This window comes from Streptomyces sp. NPDC042364 (assembly GCF_056437585.1).
This window is the reverse complement of record NZ_JBWKAJ010000028.1, coordinates 70,977-90,520: the sequence shown is the minus strand read 5'-3', so window position 1 is coordinate 90,520 and position 19,544 is coordinate 70,977. Positions and strand designations below refer to the sequence as shown.

Annotated in this window: 20 protein-coding genes and 1 pseudogene; 16 read left to right on the top strand and 5 right to left on the bottom strand. The window is 70.7% G+C overall.

Annotation, left to right across the window (positions count from 1 at the left end; genetic code table 11):
• The first annotated feature begins 379 nt into the window (after positions 1–379).
• From AC067N_RS35475 to AC067N_RS35405, 15 genes are all read left to right on the top strand, one after another.
• On the top strand, positions 380–1,720 hold the full coding sequence (locus AC067N_RS35475) for a hypothetical protein (RefSeq protein ID WP_478683057.1): 1,341 nt from the start codon (positions 380–382) through the stop codon (positions 1,718–1,720).
• Positions 1,721–1,892: 172 nt separating this feature from the next.
• Complete coding sequence (locus AC067N_RS35470; protein ID WP_478683056.1) at positions 1,893–2,477, top strand: GNAT family N-acetyltransferase; 585 nt, start codon at positions 1,893–1,895, stop codon at positions 2,475–2,477.
• A 92-nt stretch (positions 2,478–2,569) separates the two neighbouring features.
• Complete coding sequence (locus AC067N_RS35465; RefSeq protein WP_309474722.1) at positions 2,570–2,653, top strand: putative leader peptide; 84 nt, start codon at positions 2,570–2,572, stop codon at positions 2,651–2,653.
• A 163-nt stretch (positions 2,654–2,816) separates the two neighbouring features.
• Entirely contained in the window at positions 2,817–4,508 is a 1,692-nt protein-coding gene (locus AC067N_RS35460) for a nitrite/sulfite reductase (RefSeq protein WP_478683055.1), read from the top strand.
• Positions 4,505–4,684: a hypothetical protein gene (locus AC067N_RS35455; protein WP_055521679.1), complete on the top strand. Its 180-nt coding sequence runs from the start codon at positions 4,505–4,507 to the stop codon at positions 4,682–4,684. The genes AC067N_RS35460 and AC067N_RS35455 overlap by 4 nt, the downstream gene beginning before the upstream one ends.
• Positions 4,681–5,445, top strand: a complete 765-nt coding sequence (locus AC067N_RS35450) for a phosphoadenylyl-sulfate reductase (protein WP_478683054.1) — start codon at positions 4,681–4,683, stop codon at positions 5,443–5,445. The genes AC067N_RS35455 and AC067N_RS35450 overlap by 4 nt, the downstream gene beginning before the upstream one ends.
• 41 nt (positions 5,446–5,486) lie before the next feature.
• A complete protein-coding gene (cysC, locus tag AC067N_RS35445; RefSeq protein ID WP_478683053.1) occupies positions 5,487–6,023 on the top strand; it encodes an adenylyl-sulfate kinase in 537 nt (178 codons plus the stop codon).
• A complete protein-coding gene (gene cysD / locus AC067N_RS35440) occupies positions 6,020–6,958 on the top strand; it encodes a sulfate adenylyltransferase subunit CysD (RefSeq protein ID WP_478683052.1) in 939 nt (312 codons plus the stop codon). Before cysC ends, cysD begins: the two co-directional genes overlap by 4 nt.
• 2 nt (positions 6,959–6,960) lie before the next feature.
• On the top strand, positions 6,961–8,295 hold the full coding sequence (locus tag AC067N_RS35435) for a sulfate adenylyltransferase subunit 1 (protein ID WP_478683051.1): 1,335 nt from the start codon (positions 6,961–6,963) through the stop codon (positions 8,293–8,295).
• Positions 8,296–8,530: 235 nt separating this feature from the next.
• The gene (locus tag AC067N_RS35430) at positions 8,531–9,640 is read left to right on the top strand and encodes an aliphatic sulfonate ABC transporter substrate-binding protein (RefSeq protein ID WP_478683050.1); all 1,110 of its coding nucleotides are present in this window, start codon (positions 8,531–8,533) and stop codon (positions 9,638–9,640) included.
• 34 nt (positions 9,641–9,674) lie between these two features.
• Positions 9,675–10,463, top strand: a complete 789-nt coding sequence (locus AC067N_RS35425; protein WP_468080198.1) for an ABC transporter ATP-binding protein — start codon at positions 9,675–9,677, stop codon at positions 10,461–10,463.
• Entirely contained in the window at positions 10,450–11,364 is a 915-nt protein-coding gene (locus tag AC067N_RS35420) for an ABC transporter permease (RefSeq protein WP_478683049.1), read from the top strand. The genes AC067N_RS35425 and AC067N_RS35420 overlap by 14 nt, the downstream gene beginning before the upstream one ends.
• A gap of 69 nt (positions 11,365–11,433) precedes the next feature.
• Positions 11,434–12,174 (top strand): sirohydrochlorin chelatase, encoded by a 741-nt coding sequence (locus AC067N_RS35415; protein WP_478683048.1) that lies wholly within the window; start codon positions 11,434–11,436, stop codon positions 12,172–12,174.
• A gap of 405 nt (positions 12,175–12,579) precedes the next feature.
• Positions 12,580–13,071, top strand: a complete 492-nt coding sequence (locus tag AC067N_RS35410; protein ID WP_478683047.1) for a DUF2975 domain-containing protein — start codon at positions 12,580–12,582, stop codon at positions 13,069–13,071.
• Positions 13,071–13,292, top strand: a complete 222-nt coding sequence (locus tag AC067N_RS35405; protein ID WP_478683046.1) for a helix-turn-helix domain-containing protein — start codon at positions 13,071–13,073, stop codon at positions 13,290–13,292. The genes AC067N_RS35410 and AC067N_RS35405 overlap by 1 nt, the downstream gene beginning before the upstream one ends.
• Positions 13,293–13,313: 21 nt before the next feature.
• Here the strand turns inward: AC067N_RS35405 and AC067N_RS35400 are convergent, their stop codons facing one another.
• The 4 genes from AC067N_RS35400 to AC067N_RS35385 form a co-directional block, all read right to left on the bottom strand.
• Complete coding sequence (locus tag AC067N_RS35400; protein WP_478683045.1) at positions 13,314–14,213, bottom strand: GNAT family N-acetyltransferase; 900 nt, start codon at positions 14,211–14,213, stop codon at positions 13,314–13,316.
• A gap of 127 nt (positions 14,214–14,340) precedes the next feature.
• The gene (locus AC067N_RS35395) at positions 14,341–15,006 is read right to left on the bottom strand and encodes a TIGR03086 family metal-binding protein (protein WP_478683044.1); all 666 of its coding nucleotides are present in this window, start codon (positions 15,004–15,006) and stop codon (positions 14,341–14,343) included.
• A gap of 98 nt (positions 15,007–15,104) precedes the next feature.
• On the bottom strand, positions 15,105–16,136 hold the full coding sequence (locus AC067N_RS35390) for a ketopantoate reductase family protein (RefSeq protein ID WP_478683043.1): 1,032 nt from the start codon (positions 16,134–16,136) through the stop codon (positions 15,105–15,107).
• Between the two features lie 2 nt (positions 16,137–16,138).
• A complete protein-coding gene (locus tag AC067N_RS35385) occupies positions 16,139–16,690 on the bottom strand; it encodes a DUF1697 domain-containing protein (protein WP_478683042.1) in 552 nt (183 codons plus the stop codon).
• A 259-nt stretch (positions 16,691–16,949) separates the two neighbouring features.
• On the opposite strand from AC067N_RS35385, the gene AC067N_RS35380 reads away from it, so the two are divergent.
• Positions 16,950–19,211 carry an MMPL family transporter gene (locus AC067N_RS35380; RefSeq protein WP_478683041.1) on the top strand — a complete coding sequence of 754 codons (2,262 nt, stop codon included), beginning with the start codon at positions 16,950–16,952 and terminating at the stop codon, positions 19,209–19,211.
• A 40-nt stretch (positions 19,212–19,251) separates the two neighbouring features.
• On the opposite strand, the pseudogene AC067N_RS35375 reads toward AC067N_RS35380, so the two are convergent.
• Positions 19,252–19,389: pseudogene (locus tag AC067N_RS35375) on the bottom strand (IS5/IS1182 family transposase); the annotation flags it as partial.
• Positions 19,390–19,544: the final 155 nt, after the last annotated feature.

Here is a 19,544-nt window from a genome sequence, read left to right as displayed (position 1 = left end):
GTCTCACCGACCCACTCACCCATCGCCACATGACGAGTCTGGCCCTGCCGCTGACGCGGCAGGGCCAGAACCCAAGATCTTCATCAGCCTTCTAGGGGTTGTCCCGCGGCAGGCAACGTCTGCCCGTCAAGGAGGGGCGTCCGGTGCGTGTTCTCGGCGTGCCGGGCGTCGCGACGGGGCGAACGTTGCCTGTTGCGGCACCAGGCCGACGTCGGGCGGGTGAACGGATCATGGCCCCCGGGTGAGGGTTCTCCCTGCATTTCCCGCGTCCTCGGTATGACACGTGCCCCACTGCCGTAGCATCGCTTCCAGGCCACCCCACCTGTCCCTCCGTCAAGGTCCTGATCACAGGGAGCAGTTGGCCGCCCGGGAGGTTGTGATGAAGCATCGCGGTAGGCACCGACGGCGCAGAAGGGGGCGTGCGCTGCGCGCGTCCCTCGCGGGGACCGCGCTGGCGCTCACGGCGGCGGCCACGCTGATCAGCACGTCCCAGGCGGCGGGTGGGAAGACACCGGGCAGGCTGTCGCCGGTCGGCTCGGCCGCCGAGCTGCGCGAACTCCGGCTCAAGGAGAACCTGACCGATCGACGGGCCCTGGAGACCCTCACCGGTGAGATGGGGGGCCGGGTCGGCGTCGACGAGGTGCTGCGCAGCGCCAACCACGAGATGCGGGACGAGGGCGACTGCTACATCACCGAGAAGGGCGTCCTCCCGGTCGCGCCGAAGGCCGCGCGGGCGTACTGCTGGGAGCCCCGGGACGCGGTCGACGACAGATGGCGGCCCCGGTCGGTCACCACCTCCCGCGACAACAAGGTCATCGTCTCCGGCTGGACCCACGCCGCCACGACGGCCGGCGAGGAGGGGCTCGCCAGGGTCGCCTTCGTCGACGCGAGCGACCCGGCGGACCTGAAGTACCGCTGGGTGCTGCTCGTCGTCCCGCAGGCCGACGGCAAGGGTCTGAAGGCGGTGCGTTCCCGGCTCGGCGGGATGGCCTGGTACGAGAACAAGCTGATCGTCACCGCCCGGAATCCGCTGAACAGCGGTGACCGTGACGACTCCCTCTTCGTCTTCGACCTCGACCGCTTCCTGCGCGCCGACGTCACCGACAGCGACGCGATCGGCAAGGTAGACCAGGGCTTCTCCGCCCACCGCTACCGGTATGTGCTGCCCGCGGTCGCCTCCTACAGCCCCGCCTCGGGCGACCTCTGCGACGCACGCGGCAACGACGGGGTGCCCTGTCTCGCCTCCGTCTCGCTCGACCGGACGTCGACCCCGGCCAGCATCGTGGCGAACGAGTCGTTCGGCCGGGGCAGCGGAACACCGGCCCGGGTGTGGCGGTACCACCTCGACACCGTCTCCGACCGGGCCGGGCTGCTCGGCACCACCGGGCGGCAGGGCGAGGTCGAGCCCGACGAGGCGTACGAGACGAAGGCGACCGGTGTCCGGGGCGTCCTGTCCCACGACGGGAGCTGGTATGTCGGCCAGGCCGCCGCGAAGCCGGGGCAGCACGGCACGGTGTGGCGGCAGGACGAGGCGGGGGCGCGTGCCGCCACCTGCACGGACGGCACCTCGGAGCACCAGTCGCACGCCTGCTGGGGGCTGCACGGCGGCTCCCTCTCCTACTCCCCCGAGACCGGCGAGCTGTGGACGCTCACCGCTCCCATCCCCGAGCGGGCGCTGTACGCGGTGAAGCTGTCGGACATCGACGGCGCGCTCGACTAGCCAGGGCCCGTCGTCTGGATCATGCCGCCGGCGGGATACCAGAGGGTCCGTCCTCGGGGCGGGCCCTCACCTGTGTCAGGGGCTCGTCCCCGCAGGGTGCCGGCCGCCCGGTGACGTCCGATGGTCGGGACCGGTCTTGGTCGCGGCCCGACCCCCGTGATTCCCTGACCGTATGAGCAGCCGCAGCACCGTCACCACCTGGTCCCTGGAGCAGACGTCCCCGAGCGACCTCCTGCCCGCCGCCGCGCCCGCGGGCGACGACGTGCGCATCGTCCGCGCCGACGTGCCCTCCCCCGAGTTCAGCCGCTTCCTGTACGCGTCCGTCGGCGGCGACATCCTGTGGATCGACCGGCTGTCGTGGTCGTACGCCCGCTGGCAGGAGCACCTCGGGCGGCCCGGTGTGGAGACCTGGGTCGCCTACGACCGGGGCACGCCCGCGGGATACGTGGAGTTGGACCCGCAGGACGGCGGAGCCGTGGAGATCGTGTACTTCGGGCTGATCCCGGCCTTCCGGGGCCGGCGCATCGGCGGGCATCTCCTGTCGTACGGCACGGCCCGGGCCTGGGACCTCGCCGAGCGGTGGCCCACGCTGCCGCCGACCAAGCGGGTGTGGCTGCACACGTGCAGCAGGGACGGCGAGCACGCGATGGAGAACTACCAGCGGCGCGGGTTCAGGCTGTTCCACACCGAGGTGACGGAGGAGCCGGACGTACCGACGCCGGGACCCTGGCCGGGGGCACTGCCCCGGACGTCATGACCCACATCACATCGTCTCGGAATTCGAGACATCCCTGTCCGGTATATGGATGAAGGTGGACTCGGTCTAAAGAGCCGTGACACGCTTCCGTCATGTCTGGAACTGGAATTGCCTTGGTGAGTCGGCGGCACGTCGACCTCGGCCGCATGTCCAGCGCCATCTGTCCGGTGAGCTGACGCCCCGACCGCGAGGGGTCGAGACGACCCCGGGCAACAGCGCCGCACCCCCTCCTCTGTATCAGCCAGCGCAAGGACGCGCAGGCGCCGCACACCGCTGCCGGTGTGCCCGCCTGTGCGCGTACGCGCACGTCAAATCGCCTGTCCCGAAGGACGTAAAACCATGGCCGCCACCCCGCAGAACTCCGCCACGCCCCGCCGCAAGGTGAGCCGTCACCGTGGCGAAGGACAGTGGGCCGCCGGACATTTCACCCCGCTCAACGGCAACGAGCAGTTCAAGAAGGACGACGACGGTCTCAATGTGCGGACACGCATTGAGACGATCTACTCGAAGCGCGGCTTCGACTCGATCGACCCGAACGACCTGCGTGGCCGGATGCGCTGGTGGGGTCTCTACACCCAGCGCAAGCCCGGGATCGACGGCGGCAAGACCGCGATCCTGGAGCCGGAGGAGCTGGACGACAAGTACTTCATGCTGCGGGTGCGCATCGACGGCGGCCGTCTCACCACGCGGCAGCTGCGGGTGATCGGTGAGATCTCGCAGGAGTTCGCGCGGGGCACCGCCGACATCACCGACCGGCAGAACGTGCAGTACCACTGGATCCGGGTCGAGGACGTGCCCGAGATCTGGGAGCGGCTGGAGGCCGTGGGGCTGTCCACGACCGAGGCCTGCGGTGACACCCCGCGTGTGATCATCGGCTCCCCGGTCGCCGGTATCGCCGCGGACGAGATCATCGACGGCACGCCCGCCATGGAGGAGATCCAGCGGCGGATCATCGGCAACAAGGCCTTCTCGAACCTGCCCCGCAAGTTCAAGTCCGCGATCTCCGGTTCGCCGCTGCTCGACGTGGCGCACGAGATCAACGACATCGCCTTCGTCGGCGTCCGCCACCCGGAGCACGGCCCCGGCTTCGACCTGTGGGTCGGCGGCGGTCTGTCCACCAACCCCAAGATCGGGCAGCGGCTCGGCACATGGGTGCCGCTGGACGAGGTCGCCGACGTGTACGAGGGCGTCATCTCCATCTTCCGCGACTACGGCTACCGGCGGCTCCGCACCCGCGCCCGGCTGAAGTTCCTGCTCGCCGACTGGGGCACCGAGAAGTTCCGCCAGGTCCTGGAGGACGAGTACCTCAAGCGGAAGCTGGTCGACGGGCCCGCCCCCGACCAGCCCGTGGAGCGCTGGCGCGACCACGTCGGTGTGCACCCGCAGAAGGACGGCCGCTACTACGTCGGGTTCGCCCCGCGCGTCGGCCGGGTCGACGGCACCACCCTGACGAAGATCGCCGACCTCGCCGAGGCCCACGGCTCCGGCCGCGTCAGCACCACCGTCGAGCAGAAGATGATCGTGCTCGACGTCACCGAGGACCAGGTCGACTCGCTCGTCGCGGGGCTGGAGGCGCTGGACCTCACGGTGAACCCGTCGCCGTTCCGGCGCGGCACGATGGCCTGCACCGGCATCGAGTACTGCAAGCTCGCGATCGTCGAGACCAAGGCCCGCGGCTCCTCCCTGATCGACGAACTGGAGCGCCGTCTCCCGGACTTCGACGAGCCGCTCACCATCAACATCAACGGCTGCCCCAACGCCTGCGCGCGTATCCAGGTGGCGGACATCGGTCTCAAGGGACAGCTCGTCCTCAACGAGCAGGGCGAGCAGGTCGAGGGCTTCCAGGTGCACCTGGGCGGCGCGCTCGGCCTGGAGGCCGGGTTCGGCCGCAAGGTGCGCGGTCTGAAGGTCACCTCGGAGGAACTTCCCGACTACGTCGAGCGGGTCCTCAGGCGCTTCCAGGAGGAGCGCAAGGACGGCGAGCGGTTCGCCACCTGGGTGGCCCGGGCCGGCGAGGAGTCCCTGTCATGAGCGAGCGAGCCGCGCCGTTCTACTGCCCCTACTGCGGTGACGAGGACCTGCGCCCGAACGAAGAGGGCCACGGCGCGTGGGAATGCGGGGCCTGCAATCGAGCCTTCCAGGTGAAGTTCCTCGGGCTGCTGGCCCGGGGGCTTCAGCGAGCCGACAGCGGAGGGGATCACATATGACGACCGTTCAGGCGGATGGCGACACATCCGCCCCACTGAGCGACGACGACACGACGGCCGGTCCCGATGACGCCCGGCGCGCCGAACTCAAGGCGCTCGCCGAGCAGGCCGGCCGTGATCTGGAGGACGCCTCGGCGCTGGAGATCCTCCAGTGGGCCGTGGACACCTTCGGCAACCGCTTCTGCGTGACCTCCTCCATGGAGGACGCCGTGGTCGCGCACCTCGCCTCCCGGGCCCGGCCCGGCGTGGACGTGGTGTTCCTCGACACCGGCTACCACTTCCCCGAGACCATCGGCACCCGGGACGCGGTCGAGGCCGTGATGGACGTCAACGTCATCACGATCACCCCGCGCCGGACGGTCGCCGAGCAGGACGCCGAGTACGGTCCGAAGCTGCACGACCGCGACCCGGACCTGTGCTGCTTCCTGCGCAAGGTCAAGCCGCTCGAAGAGGGCCTCGCCCGCTTCGACGCATGGGCGACCGGCCTGCGCCGCGACGAGTCCCCGACCCGGGCGAACACCCCGGTCGTCGCCTGGGACGAGAAGCGGGGCAAAGTCAAGATCGCCCCGATCGCCCGCTGGACGCAGGACGACGTGGACGCCTACGTCGCCGAGCACGGGGTGCTCACCAACCCGCTGCTCATGGACGGCTACGCCTCCGTGGGCTGCGCCCCCTGCACCCGCCGCGTCGCCCCCGGCGAGGACGCGCGCGCCGGCCGCTGGGCCGGCAGCGCCAAGACCGAGTGCGGGCTGCACCTGTGACCGCGACCGTGCCCGTGCCCGTGACGAACCAGGAGAACCAAGTGACGACCGGAGCCACCGTCTGGCTCACGGGTCTGCCGAGCGCCGGCAAGACCACCATCGCGTACGAGCTGGCGAGCCGGCTGCGCGCGGAGGGCCACCTCGTCGAGGTGCTCGACGGCGACGAGATCCGCGAGTTCCTCACCGCCGGCCTCGGCTTCAGCCGCGCCGACCGGCACACCAACGTGCAGCGCATCGGCTTCCTCGCCGATCTGCTCGCCCGCAACGGCGTCAAGGTGCTGGTCCCGGTCATCGCGCCGTACGCCGACAGCCGCGAGGCGGTGCGCAAGCGGCACGAGGCGAGCGGCGCCGCCTACCTGGAGATCCACGTGGCCACTCCGGTCGAGGTGTGCTCGGTACGTGATGTGAAGGGGCTGTACGCCAAGCAGGCGGCGGGCGAGATCTCCGGGCTGACCGGTGTCGACGACCCGTACGAGGCGCCCGTCGACCCGGATCTGCGCATCGAGTCGCAGGACCAGACGGTCCAGGAGTCCGCGGCGCTGGTCCACAAGCTGCTCATCGAGAGGGGTCTGGCATGACGACGACCGTCGCGGCCGTGTCCGAGGGCACCGGCACCCCGTACACCCTCTCCCACCTGGACGCGCTGGAGTCCGAGGCCGTCCACATCTTCCGTGAGGTGGCGGGCGAGTTCGAGCGGCCGGTGATCCTGTTCTCCGGCGGCAAGGACTCCATCGTCATGCTGCACCTGGCGCTGAAGGCGTTCGCCCCGGCGGCGGTCCCCTTCTCCCTGCTGCACGTCGACACCGGCCACAACTTCCCCGAGGTCATCGAGTACCGGGACCGCACGGTGGCCAAGCACAACCTGCGGCTGCACGTGGCGTCGGTCCAGGACTACATCGACCGCGGGGTCCTCAGGGAGCGCCCCGACGGCACCCGCAACCCGCTGCAGACGGTGCCGCTGACCGAGAAGATCCAGTCGGAGAAGTTCGACGCGGTCTTCGGCGGCGGCCGTCGCGACGAGGAGAAGGCCCGCGCCAAGGAACGGGTGTTCTCGCTGCGCGACGAGTTCTCCCAGTGGGACCCGCGCCGCCAGCGCCCCGAGCTGTGGCAGCTCTACAACGGCCGCCACGCGCCCGGCGAGCACGTCCGCGTCTTCCCGCTGTCCAACTGGACCGAGCTGGACGTCTGGCAGTACATCGCACGCGAGGGCATCGAACTGCCGGAGATCTACTTCGCGCACGAGCGTGAGGTGTTCCAGCGGGCCGGGATGTGGCTGACCGCCGGCGAGTGGGGCGGCCCGAAGGAGGGCGAGACCGTCGAGAAGCGGCTCATCCGCTACCGGACCGTGGGTGACATGTCCTGCACCGGCGCGGTCGACTCCGACGCGGTGACGCTGGAGCAGGTCATCACCGAGATCGCCGCGTCCCGGCTCACCGAGCGGGGCGCCACCCGCGCCGACGACAAGCTGTCCGAGGCCGCGATGGAAGACCGCAAGCGCGAGGGGTACTTCTAAGCATGAGCACGATCACCGCCGAGGAGCTCTCGGCCACGACCCTGCTGCGGTTCGCCACCGCCGGTTCCGTCGACGACGGCAAGTCCACCCTCGTCGGCCGGCTGCTGCACGACTCCAAGTCGGTCCTCACCGACCAGCTGGAGGCCGTGGAGCGCGCCTCGGCGAGCCGCGGCCAGGAGGGCCCGGACCTCGCGCTGCTCACCGACGGTCTGCGGGCCGAGCGGGAGCAGGGCATCACCATCGACGTGGCGTACCGCTACTTCGCCACGGCCAAGCGCCGGTTCATCCTCGCCGACACCCCCGGCCATGTGCAGTACACCCGCAACATGGTGACGGGTGCCTCCACCGCCGAGCTGACGGTGATCCTGGTCGACGCCCGCAACGGCGTCGTCGAGCAGACCCGCCGGCACGCCGCGATCGCCGCGCTGCTGCGCGTCCCGCACGTGGTGCTCGCCGTCAACAAGATGGACCTCGTCGCGTACGAGGAGCGGGTCTTCGCGGCCATCGCCGAGGAGTTCACGGCGTACGCGACCGAACTGGGCGTCCCCGAGGTCACCGCGATCCCGATCTCGGCGCTCGCCGGGGACAACGTGGTGGAGCCGTCCGCGAACATGGACTGGTACGGCGGTCCGACGGTCCTGGAGCACCTGGAGACCGTGCCGGTCAGCCACGACCTGGCGCACTGCCACGCCCGGCTGCCCGTGCAGTACGTGATCCGTCCGCAGACCGCCGAGCACCCGGACTACCGGGGCTACGCCGGTCAGATCGCCGCCGGCACGTTCCGGGTGGGCGACCCGGTGACGGTGCTGCCGTCCGGTCGGGCGACGCGGGTCGCCGGTATCGACCTGCTGGGCAAGCCGGTCGATGTCGCCTACACCCCGCAGTCGGTGACGCTCCTGCTGGAGGACGACATCGACATCTCGCGCGGCGACCTGATCGTGCCGAGCAAGGACGCGCCCGCGACGACGCAGGACATCGAGGCGACGGTCTGCCATGTCGCCGACCAGCCGCTGACGGTCGGCCACCGGGTGCTGCTCAAGCACGGCACCCGCACGGTGAAGGCGATCGTCAAGGACATCCCGTCCCGGCTCACGCTCGACGACCTGTCCCTGCACCCGCATCCGGGACAGCTCGTCGCCAACGACATCGGCCGGGTCAAGATCCGCACCGCCGAGGCGCTGCCGGTCGACTCCTACGCCGACTCGCGCCGCACCGGTTCGTTCATCCTGATCGACCCGTCCGACGGCACGACCCTGACCGCCGGCATGGTCGGCGAGTCGTTCGCCTCTCCGGAACCCGTCAAGGACGAGTCCGAGGACGACGGGTGGGACTTCTGACATGACCGCGGTGGACTACTACGCGACGTTCGCGAAGGAGGGCGGCCGTGTGGGCAGCGGCGCCGTCGGCAGCGGGCAGGGCGGAGTCGCCCGATGTGTGCGCTGACGTACGCGCACCGCTTGCGCGCCCCGTCCCCCCACCGGACGTCCCCGTTGCGACGAAGACCCTTTTCCTGATTCCCCGGCCACACCCCGAGGGGCTGTGACCGCCGGGCCTCCGAGAGGAACACCTCCCGTGCCTGCCAACCGCTCATCCGCCTTCCGGCGCTCCGTCGCGGTCATCGCAACGCTTCCCCTCCTCACCCTCGCCGCCTGCGGCTACGGCTCCCAGGCCAAGGACGACGACACCGTCAAGGTCGCCGCCGGGGCCAAGAAGATCGAGGGTCTCGACACCGTCAAGATCGGCTATTTCGGCAATCTGACGCACGCCACGGCGCTGGTCGGCCGTCAGGAAGGCATCTTCCAGAAGGAGCTCGGTGCCACGAAGGCCGAGTACGCGATCTTCAACGCCGGACCCTCCGAGATCGAGGCGCTGAACTCGAAGTCGATCGACATCGGCTGGATCGGCCCCTCCCCGGCGATCAACGGCTACACCAAGTCCGCGGGCAAGGGCCTGCGCATCATCGGCGGTTCGGCCTCCGGCGGTGTGAAGCTCGTGGTGAACCCGGACAAGATCAAGTCCCTGAAGGACGTCAAGGGCAAGAACATCGCGACCCCGCAGCTCGGCAACACCCAGGACGTGGCCTTCCTCAACTGGATCGCCGAGCAGGGCTGGAAGGTCGACGCGGAGAGCGGCAAGGGCGACGTCTCGGTGGTCCGCACCGACAACAAGATCACCCCGGACGCCTACAAGTCGGGTTCCGTCGACGGCGCGTGGGTGCCGGAGCCGACCGCTTCCAAGCTGGTCGCCGAGGGCGCGAAGGTGCTGCTGGACGAGGCCGACCTGTGGCCGGACAAGAAGTTCGTGATCACGAACATCATCGTGCGGCAGGACTTCCTGAAGGAGCACCCGAAGGTCGTCGAGGCGGTGCTGCGCGGCGCGGTCAGGACGAACTCCTTCATCAACTCCGACACGGAGAAGGCGAAGGAAGCCGCCAACGCCCGTCTGAAGGAGGACTCGGGCAAGGCCCTGGACGCCAAGGTCCTCGACCCGGCGTGGACGTCGATCCAGTTCACCAACGACCCGCTGGCCTCCACCCTCAACACCGAGGCGGAGCACGCGGTCAAGGCCGGTCTGCTCAAGGACCCGCTGCTGGACGGCATCTACGACCTGTCGATCCTCAACAAGGTCCTGAAGGCCGAGGGCGAGCCCGAGGTCGACGACGCCGGTCTCGGCGTCAAGTAACCGTAGTCCGCTGAGTTCCCAGGAGGTGACGACCATGGCCACCGCACTCGCCAAGGCCGCCGACGGTGTCGGGACCGTCGAGCACGCCGCCCGTATCGAGCACGTGTCGAAGTCCTTCGCAGGACCCGCCGGGCAGCAGCTCGTCCTCGACGACATCACCCTCGATGTCGCCCCGGGCGAGTTCGTCACCCTCCTGGGGGCCTCGGGCTGCGGCAAGTCGACGCTGCTGAACCTGGTCGCCGGGCTCGACAAGCCCAGCCAGGGCAGCATCAGCACCGACGGGCGCCCGGCCCTGATGTTCCAGGAGCACGCCCTGTTCCCGTGGCTGACCGCGGGCAAGAACATCGAACTCGCCCTGAAGCTCAGGGGGGTTCCGAAGAACGAGCGGCGCGAGCGCGCCGAGGCCCTGCTCGAACTCGTCCGGCTGAAGGGCGCGTACGGCAAGCGGGTGCACGAGCTGTCCGGCGGTATGCGCCAGCGGGTGGCACTGGCGCGGGCGCTCGGCCAGGAGAGCAAGCTCCTGCTGATGGACGAGCCGTTCGCGGCGCTCGACGCCATCACCCGGGACGTGCTGCACGACGAGCTGACCCGGATCTGGGAGGAGACGCGGCTCTCCGTCCTCTTCGTGACGCACAACGTCCGTGAGGCGGTGCGTCTCGCCCAGCGGGTGGTGCTGCTGTCCTCGCGTCCGGGCCGGGTGGCCCGGGAGTGGCGGGTGGACATCCCGCAGCCGCGCCGTATCGAGGACGCGCCGGTGGCGGAGCTGTCCCTGGAGATCACCGATGTTCTGCGTGAGGAGATCCGCCGTCATGGCCAGCAGTGAGACGAGGACGACGGACACCATCGAGGCGCCGGCCGCCGACAAGGACCGGCTCGGCGCGGTGGAGGCGGGTCTCGACGCCCTGGAGACGACCGGTACGGGCCGGCCCTCCTTCGGCGAGACCCTCCGCACCAAGATCGTGCCGCCGATCGTCGCGGTGGTGCTGGTCCTCGCGGTGTGGCAGGGCCTGATCTCGTTCGGGATCGTCACCGACCCGGGCACGCTGCCCTCGCCGTCCGCCGTGTGGGACGCGGCGGAGCAGGCGTGGCTGGAGGGCAAGCTGCTCGGCTACATCTGGACGAGCGTCTCGCGCGGCCTGTTCGGCTTCCTGATCGCGCTGGCGATCGGCACCCCGCTGGGCATCCTGGTCGCCCGGGTGCGGTTCGTGCGGGCGGCGATCGGGCCGATCCTGTCCGGTCTGCAGTCGCTGCCGTCGGTGGCGTGGGTGCCGCCGGCCGTGGTATGGCTGGGCCTGAGCGACCAGATGATGTACACGGTGATCCTGCTCGGCGCGGTCCCGTCGATCGCCAACGGGCTGGTCTCCGGAATCGACCAGGTGCCGCCGCTGTATCTGCGGGCGGGCCGCACCATGGGCGCCACCGGGCTCCAGGGCGCCTGGCACATCGTGATGCCGGCCGCGCTGCCCGGCTATCTGGCGGGGCTGAAGCAGGGCTGGGCGTTCTCGTGGCGCTCCCTGATGGCGGCGGAGATCATCGCCAACCACCCCGATCTCGGCGTGGGTCTCGGCCAGTTGCTGGAGAACGGCCGCACCAACATCGACATGGCGACCGTGTTCCTCGCCATCTTCCTCATCCTGCTGGTCGGCATCGCCATCGACCTGCTGATCTTCAGTCCGCTGGAGCGCCGGGTCCTGCGCGGTCGCGGACTGCTCGTGAAGAGCTGAGAGCGGGGACGGAACCGAACCGCACGCCGGAACAGGAACAGAGCCAGAGACCGGAAAGAGCCCGACTCCATGCCCAGCCCCGTCCTCCTCGTCGTCGCCCACGGCAGCCGCGACCCGCGGCACGCCGCGACCGTGCACGCCCTCGTACGGCGGGTGCGGGCGATGCGGCCCGGGCTGCGTGTGGAGACGGGCTTCCTGGACTTCAACATCCCCTCGGTGCAGGGGGTGCTGGAGTCACTGGCGGCGGAGGGCGTCCAGGACGTGGTGGCGCTGCCGCTGCTGCTGACCCGCGCGTTCCACGCGAAGGCGGACATCCCGGCTGTGCTGCGGGACGCGCCGCGCCGGCTGCGCGTTCGCCAGGCGGAGGTGCTCGGCCCCTCGCCCCTGCTGCTGGCGGGCCTCGAACGCCGGCTGTACGAGGCGGGCCTGAGCCCCGCCGACAAGTCCTCGACCGGGGTCGTACTGGCCTCGGCGGGGTCCACGGACCCGGAGGCGATCGCGGTGATCGCAGAAATCGCGCGGGAGTGGCGGCACACCGGTTGGTGCGCCGTGCGACCCGCGTTCGCCTCCGCGTCGCTGCCCCGTACGGAGGACGCCGTACGGGAGCTGCGGGCGCTCGGCTGCCGGCGGGTGGCGGTGGCGCCGTACGTCATCGCGCCCGGCCGGCTGCCGGACCGGATCGCGGCGGGCGCCCGCGAGGCGGAGGCCGACGTCCTCGCCGGCGTGCTCGGCCCCTCCCCCGAGCTGGCCGCGCTGCTGCTGCGCCGCTACACCGCCGCCGTGCGCACGGGACGACTCGTCGCGGCCTGATCCGGGGTGACTGCCCTCCCGGCCACTGCACCTTGGGACACATTGCGCTTGAAGACCAGCGCGGCAGCGGGCATCGCCCTGGCCGCCCTCGCCGAGACCCAGAAGTGCGACGGCGGTTCGTCGCCTCGGTGAAGAGCTGCAACAAGAATCCTTCAAGGCCCGTCTGACGGTCACGAACCAGAAGACGTGGCACAACGACGAGTACCCGAAGGGTCAAGCGGGACTCGTACATCGAGGTCACCGAGGCGACCGGGAAGAACGGTCACGCCTGCGCCGCCCTGTACGTGGGACTCGGCTCCCACCACCCCGCCTGGATGGCGTGCATCAACTGACGATGAGCGCCGACCTTGCCTCACCTATCGAAACTCGATAGATTCCCATCGCAACTCGATGGGAGGACGGGTCATGGGAAAGCTGGCCGTGCGTGCGCTGCGCGCCGTGCTCGTGGTGATGTTCGCCGGCACCGTCTTCGTGCAGGCGTCGATGGTGTGGGTGCTGGTGTCCGGGACCGACCCCGAGGACGGATCGCTCCCGCTGACCCCGCTGCGCGTGATCACGATCCTGGGCATGGTGGCGGTGCAGGTCGCCCTGGTCTGCGTATGGCGGCTGGTGACGATGGTGCGACGCGGAACCGTGTTCTCCCACGCCGCCTTCCACTATGTGGACGGGGTGATCGGCGCGATCGTGGCGGCCGCCCTGGTGTGGTTCGCGGTCACGGCCGTCAACGCGCCCGGCCAGCGGGAGGACCCGGGCGTCACCGTGATCATGGGCGGGATCGGCGTGGGCATCCTGGGCGTCGCGCTCATCGTCCTCGTACTGCGGATGCTGCTCGCCCAGGCCGTCGCCCGCGACGTCGAGGCGGCGCAGATGAAGGCCGAGCTGGACGAGGTGATCTGATGCCGATCGCCGTCGACATCGATGTGATGCCGGCCCGGCGGAAGATGTCCGTGGGCGAGTTCGCCGACCGCGTCGGCATCACACCCGCCAACCTGGCCGTCCTCAAGAACGGCCGCGCCAATGCGGTGCGCTTCGCGACACTCGCCGCGCTCTGCGAAGTGCTCGACTGCCGGCCGGGTGATCTGTTGCGGTGGGTGGCCGGGGGCGCGGCAGAAGAATGACGCGCCCCCGGCCACCGGCGGTCAGACCGCCGGAACCGCCGGGTGGAAGTTGATGCGTTCGCTCACGACGGGGAAACCGGCCTTCCCGAAGTTCGCGGCCATCGGGAAGTTGCCCTGGTCCGTCGCTCCGCTGACGGACTCCGCGCCCTGCTCGACGAGGACGTGGGTGCACTCGGCGAGGAGGTCGTAGGCGTAGCCGTGGCCTCGGTGTTCCGGGACGACCCCGATGAACCCGATGGTCGGGCCGGAGGGGTTGTGCGCCGGAATGTGGATGCCGGCGAGGTCACCGTCCGGGGTGTGCGCGACCTGCCACCACTCACGCGGGGACGGGCACCAGTGGAAGAAGTCGAGTTCCTCCTGCGCGGCCCGGTCGAGGCCGCCCTCCTCGATGGCCCGGAGCGCGTGGGCGTCCAGGGTGACGGAGTGGATACGGCGCAACGCGTCGCGGAACACCTCGTCGTCGGGTTCGGGGCTGAACCGCAGGCGTCCGGGCCGTTCGGGCAGACCCCGCTCGGGGGTCCAGCGGTAAAGGAAGCGTTCCACCAGTAGCTCGTACCCGGCGGCCCGTGCCGCGGCGAAGCGGGCGTCGGCGGCGGCGCGCAGGGCGGGATCGTCCCGCCAGCCGCCGGGCAGGTTGATCTCCAGTTCGACCTGCCAGGGGGCGGAGCGCAGGAGCTCGGCGCCGGCCTCCTCCTCCCCCTCGGCGACGTCGAACCAGTTGATGTTGACGGGCTCCGTGTCGTCGGGCCCGCCCCACCAGGCGCCGCGTGCGACGACCTCGCCGTCGCGCAGGGCGACGCGCCGCCAGTCGGGGCGGAACCGGGTACGCCGGTGACCCTCACGGGCGCCCAGCGGGTCGGGGTGTGCGTCGAAGAGTGTGGCGTCGCTCGCGGTGAGCGCGCGGATGACCGTATCGGTCATGGGGTTCCTCCGGGATGCGGACTGCGTGGAGCGCTCCCGGTCAGACCTCGTCGAGCACGCCGGGACAGCGGGGACGGGAGCGCTGGGAAGATGTGAACCGCACGGCACTCGCCTCCTCTCGTCCGTCTCAGGGCGTGGAACCTGACAGTACGTCGTCTCCGGTCGGGCCGTCCATCGGTTTTCCGTCAGTTCCCGGGGCGGTGCCGACCGGAGCACCGCGCTTCGGGTCACGGCCGCTCGACGCCAGCGCCCGGTGGAACGTCGGGGCGTCCGACGGCGCGGGCACCGGGGCCGCGAAGCCGTCGTACCGGCGGTAGAGCTCGCCGTGGGTTTCGACGACGCCGAGGACGAAGCGGGCCGTCTCCTCCGAGATGCGGAAATCCTGGCCGGTGACCGTGGCGACGTCCCAGCCGTGGACGGCCATCTCCTTGATGATCATGCCGGCGAGGTCGGCGGCCGGCAGCGGGCCCATGCCGAGGTCGATGTCGCCGTCCCAGAGCGCCGGGTCGGCCCAGGCCGCGACCGCCCGGTCCAGTTGGGCGGCGTACGCGTCGGCCCAGTCGGCGTCGGCGGTGAAGTCCCGCTTCGTCAGCTCCTCGGGGAGCGGGGTGCGCCGGGCGCGGTGCTCCAGGCCGTGCGAGGTGTAGAGGACCCAGTGGTTGACCAGGGCGCGGACGTCCCAGTCGGGGCAGTGGGTGGGGAGGGCGAGCTGCGCCGCCGTGACGCCCCGTGCGACACGGGCCGCCTCGGCGGCGCATTCGACCATGTAGGGGTACGAGTCGTGGCTCTTCATGCGCCCCACGCTAGGGACGGGGCGCTCACGGCTCTTGAACAAACGCGACACCGTCGCCGGCGGCCGGCCCGTCCCGCTCGCTCCGCCGTGTCCGCCTCCTACTCCATCCCCTCCGCCAGGTTGGTCCGCTCCGCCTCGTCCGCCCTCCTCACCAGCTCCGCGACCGGCATCGAACCGGCTGCCCTGCGCTCTCGGGCGAAGGTGTTCGCGAGGCGTTGCAGCAGCTCGTTCAGCGGGGTCGGTACGCCGTGCAGCCGGCCGAGGAGGACGATCTCGCCGTTGAGGTGGTCGGCCTCGATGGTGCCGGTGCCCCGGGTGAGGGACTGCCAGGAGGAGCCGCCGCCGCGCGGGGTGCCGTCCAGCGGCACCAGGGTGATCTTGTCGCCCCTCACCCTCCGCTGCTCCTCGGCGCTCACGTACGCGATCCCCGCGGCGTCGAGCACCCGCTCGCCCTCCGCGCGCACCCTGGCGTACAGCGCCCGGGCCTCCTCGCCGTCGACGGGGCCGCTCAGTGCTTCGAGGGCGTTGCCGAGGTTGCCGAGCAGCTTGGCGTACTGCCAGCGCCGCACGTCCGGGACGACGGGCGCCTCGAACCGGGACCTCTCCAGGTCGGCGGCGATGCGGTGGGCCGTCTCGTCGGTGCCGTGCGGGTGGCGGCCGAGGTGGAGCATGCCGGTGAGCGGGGCGCCGGCCGCCGAGACGACGCCCGGCTCGACGAAGGTGGCGGGCAGCCATACGCAGACGCCGTACACGCGCCGGAAGCGGCGGAGGGCGAGCCGTCCGCTCTCCACGCCGTTCTGCGCGCAGACCAGGGGGAGGCGCTCGGCCGCCGTGCCGCCGCCGGCCACCGGGGCGGGGCCCCAGGTCGCGAGGGCCGCCTCGGTGTCCTGGGTCTTGACGGCGAGGAGCAGGACGTCGTCGGGGCGCAGCGCACCGAGCGCGGCGGGGCCGTCCACCGTGGGGAGGGGATGGGTGTGGTCGCCGTCCGGGGTCCTGAGGCGGAGGCCGTGTTCCCGCAGGGCCGTGTACTGGGCGCCGCGGGCGACGAGGACGACCTCGTGGCCGGCCTGGGCCAGGCGCCCGCCTATCGCGCCGCCGACCGCGCCGGCTCCGATGACGAGGTAGCGCACGGTCAGCTCCCGGTCGAGGTCAGCTCGGCCAACTTCACGACGGTGTTCCAGTTGCGGGTGGTCGCGATCAGCCCCTTCAGCAGGCGCGGCTTCGCCAGCGCCTCCGCCAGCCTGGAACGGCCGAGGCCGTCGGGGGCATACAGGTACAGCGCCCGGTCGCCGAGCCTGAACTCCTCCGGGAGGAAGGCCGCTCGGTCCAGCCCGGCGAAGCGGTCCTCCCCCACCCGCTCGGAGAAGTAGGTCACGTGCAGTTGCCTGCCCTCCAGCTCGGCCGCCGGGAAAGGGCAGTCGGCCCGGACCGCCTCCAGATAGGCGTGGTCGCGCACCAGGACGTCCACGCTGAAGCCGAAGTGCTTCTCAATGGCGGCGGTGATCTCGGCGGCGAGGGAGTCCTCGTCGCCGCGGTCACTGGCGAAGACCGCGTTGCCGCTCTGGAGATAGGTGGCCACGGCGTCGTACCCGAGGCCCGTCAGCAGCCTGCGGAGGTCGGCCATCGGGACCTTCTTGCTGCCGCCCACGTTGATCCCGCGCAGCAGCGCGGCGTACGTCGTCATGGGGTCACGATAGGCACGTCGGCACCTGTCGTACGCCCTGTCCGGGCGGGCGCGCCCCTGAGGCGGGGCCCCGAGAGCGCGGGATAGGTGTAAGGGGCCACTGTCCTCCCTGGTGGGGAGGCGGCGGGGTCCGAGGGGTGGAGGCGCCGGGCCACGGGTTCACCGGGCAGTACGACGAGATGGCTTTATGTGGCCCATACCTTCGATACGAAAGGTGGCGGCAGGGGGTCGCCACCGCTCACGAGGGGGCTTGCCCGTCATGGGGAACGGAGACGTACGGGTGCGGGGAATCGCCGCCCGGGCCGGTGGCTGGAGCGCCCGGCACCGATGGGCGGCCGTGGGGATCTGGGTGCTGTTCGTGGTCCTGGCGATGGGGCTCGGCTCGGCGGCGGGCCGGGTCGACGTCCGGAACAGCGACCAGCTCCAGGGCGAGACCAGTACGGCCGCCCGCATCATCGAGGAGGCGGGGATCGAGGAACCGGCCGGCGAGTCGGTCCTGATCCAGGCGAGGGACACGGGGCTCAAGGCCACCGACGCGGAGTTCCGGGGCGCCGTGGACGCGGTGATCGAGGCGGTCGAGGGCACCGGGGAGGCAAGCGGCATCACCTCGCCGTACGACACCCGGACGATCTCGAAGGACGGGCGCAGCGCGCTCGTGCAGTTCGATGTGAAGGGCGAGTCGGAGACCGCCGGTGAGCGCATCGAGCCGGTGCTGAAGGCCGTCGAGGGGGTGCAGGAGGAGCACGCGTCGGTGCGGATCGAGGAGATCGGCGGCGCGAGCATGATGAAGACGTTCGCCGACGCTTACGGGGACGACTTCCAGAAGGCCGAGTACTCCGCCGTCCCGGTGGCCCTCGGCATTCTGCTGATCGCCTTCGGCGCGGTCGTGGCGGCGCTGCTTCCGGTGGCCCTGGCCCTCACGGCGATCATGGCGACGATGGGGCTCATGGCCATCGTCAGCCATGTGATGCCGATGAGCGACACCGCCAACTCGGTGATGCTGCTCGTGGGTCTGGCCGTCGGCGTCGACTACTGCCTCTTCTATCTGCGCCGTGAGCGCGAGGAGCGCGAGGCCGGCCGAGACGCGCAGACCGCCCTCAGGGTCGCCGCCGCCACCAGCGGCCGCGCGATCATCGTCTCCGGTGTCACGGTGTGTGTGGCGATGGCGGGCATGCTGTTCACCGGTCTCGCCGAGTTCGAGGCGATGGGTCTGGCCTCGCTGATGGTCGTGGCGGTCGCCATGGTCGGGTCGGTGACGGTGCTTCCCGCGCTGCTGTCGCTGCTGGGCGAGCGGGTCGAGAAGGGCAAGATCCCCTTCCTGCACCCGCAGAGCAAGCTCCGTCGCAACCGGGGCGGCGTCAACCGCGAGAGCCGGTTCTGGACGGCCGTCCTCAAGGGAGTGCTCGCCCGGCCGGTCGTGTCGACCGTCGTCGCGGCCGGTGCCCTGCTCGCCGTCGCGGCTCCCGCGGTCGGCATGAAGACGCAGAACCTCACCCTGGACCAGGAGTTCGGCGACTCGCTGCCGATCGTGCAGACGTACAACCGGGTCAACGAGGCGTTCCCGGGCGGCTCCGAGCCGGCCGAGGTGGTCGTCAAGGCGAAGGACATCAACTCCGCCGAGGTGAAGGCGGCACTGGCCGGCTTCCGTGAGCGGGCGATCAGTTCGGGCGCCTCGCGCGGCCCGGTCGAGATCAAGGTGCACGACGCGCAGAACCTCGCCTTCGTCTACGTCCCGCTCGTGGGCGGCTCCGACCTCGACAGGGCGGGCGAGAGCCTGGACAGGCTGCGGGACGAGGTGCGCCCGGCGACCCTCGGGAAGGTGGACGGCATCGAGGCGCCGATCACCGGTCAGGTCGCCGGCTCGAAGGACTTCAACGACCAGTTGGGGGGAGCGGTCGTTCCGGTCTTCGCGTTCGTGGTGGTCTTCGCCTTCGGCCTGATGCTGCTGTCGTTCCGCTCGCTGACCATCGCGGTGACGTCCATCGCGCTGAACCTGCTGTCGGTGGGCGCCGCGTACGGCATCCTCGTCGCGGTCTTCCAGCACGGCTGGGGCGCCTCGCTGGTGGGCGCGGAGGGCGTGGGCGCCATCATCACCTGGCTGCCGCTGTTCCTCTTCGTGATCCTGTTCGGTCTGTCGATGGACTACCACGTGTTCGTGGTCTCGCGGATCCGGGAGGCGCGGCTGAAGGGCCGTACGACGAAGGACGCGATCCAGCACGGTGTGGTGACCACGGCGGGGGTCGTCACCAGTGCCGCCGTGATCATGGTCGCCGTCTTCGCGATCTTCGGGACGCTGTCCATGCAGTCCATGAAGCAGATGGGCGTGGGCCTCGCGGCCGCCGTCCTGATCGACGCGACCGTCATCCGGGGTGTGCTCCTCCCGGCGGCGATGGCCCTGCTCGGCGAGCGCAACTGGTACCTGCCGAAGTGGCTGCACCGTCTGCCGGACCTCACCCACGACGAGTCGCCGGAGCCGGAGCAGGTCCCGGTGTCCAGGAAGGACGACACGGTACGGGTCTGACGGGCCGTCCCGCGCCAGTAAGCCGCGACCAGCGTCCGGTACTCCAGCGAAGGCCCTTGCCGACCGCGTCCGCACCCTCGCGCCGCCGAACCGTCACCAGCCTCCCGATGGCACGCGGGCTCAGCCCGGTGAACGGGGCTATCCAGGACGGTTCCGATGCCGTGATCACGCCAGCCACACCAAGATCATCTAAACCGTGACCAGCACTTGAGGGACAACCCTTAGGCGGCGGTCGGACCTCTCACCAGCATCTCCGACGGCACCCCTCGGGCCCGGCGACACCACCCCCCAGGTCACATGTTCGACAGGAGGCGAACGTCATGCCGGGCCCGG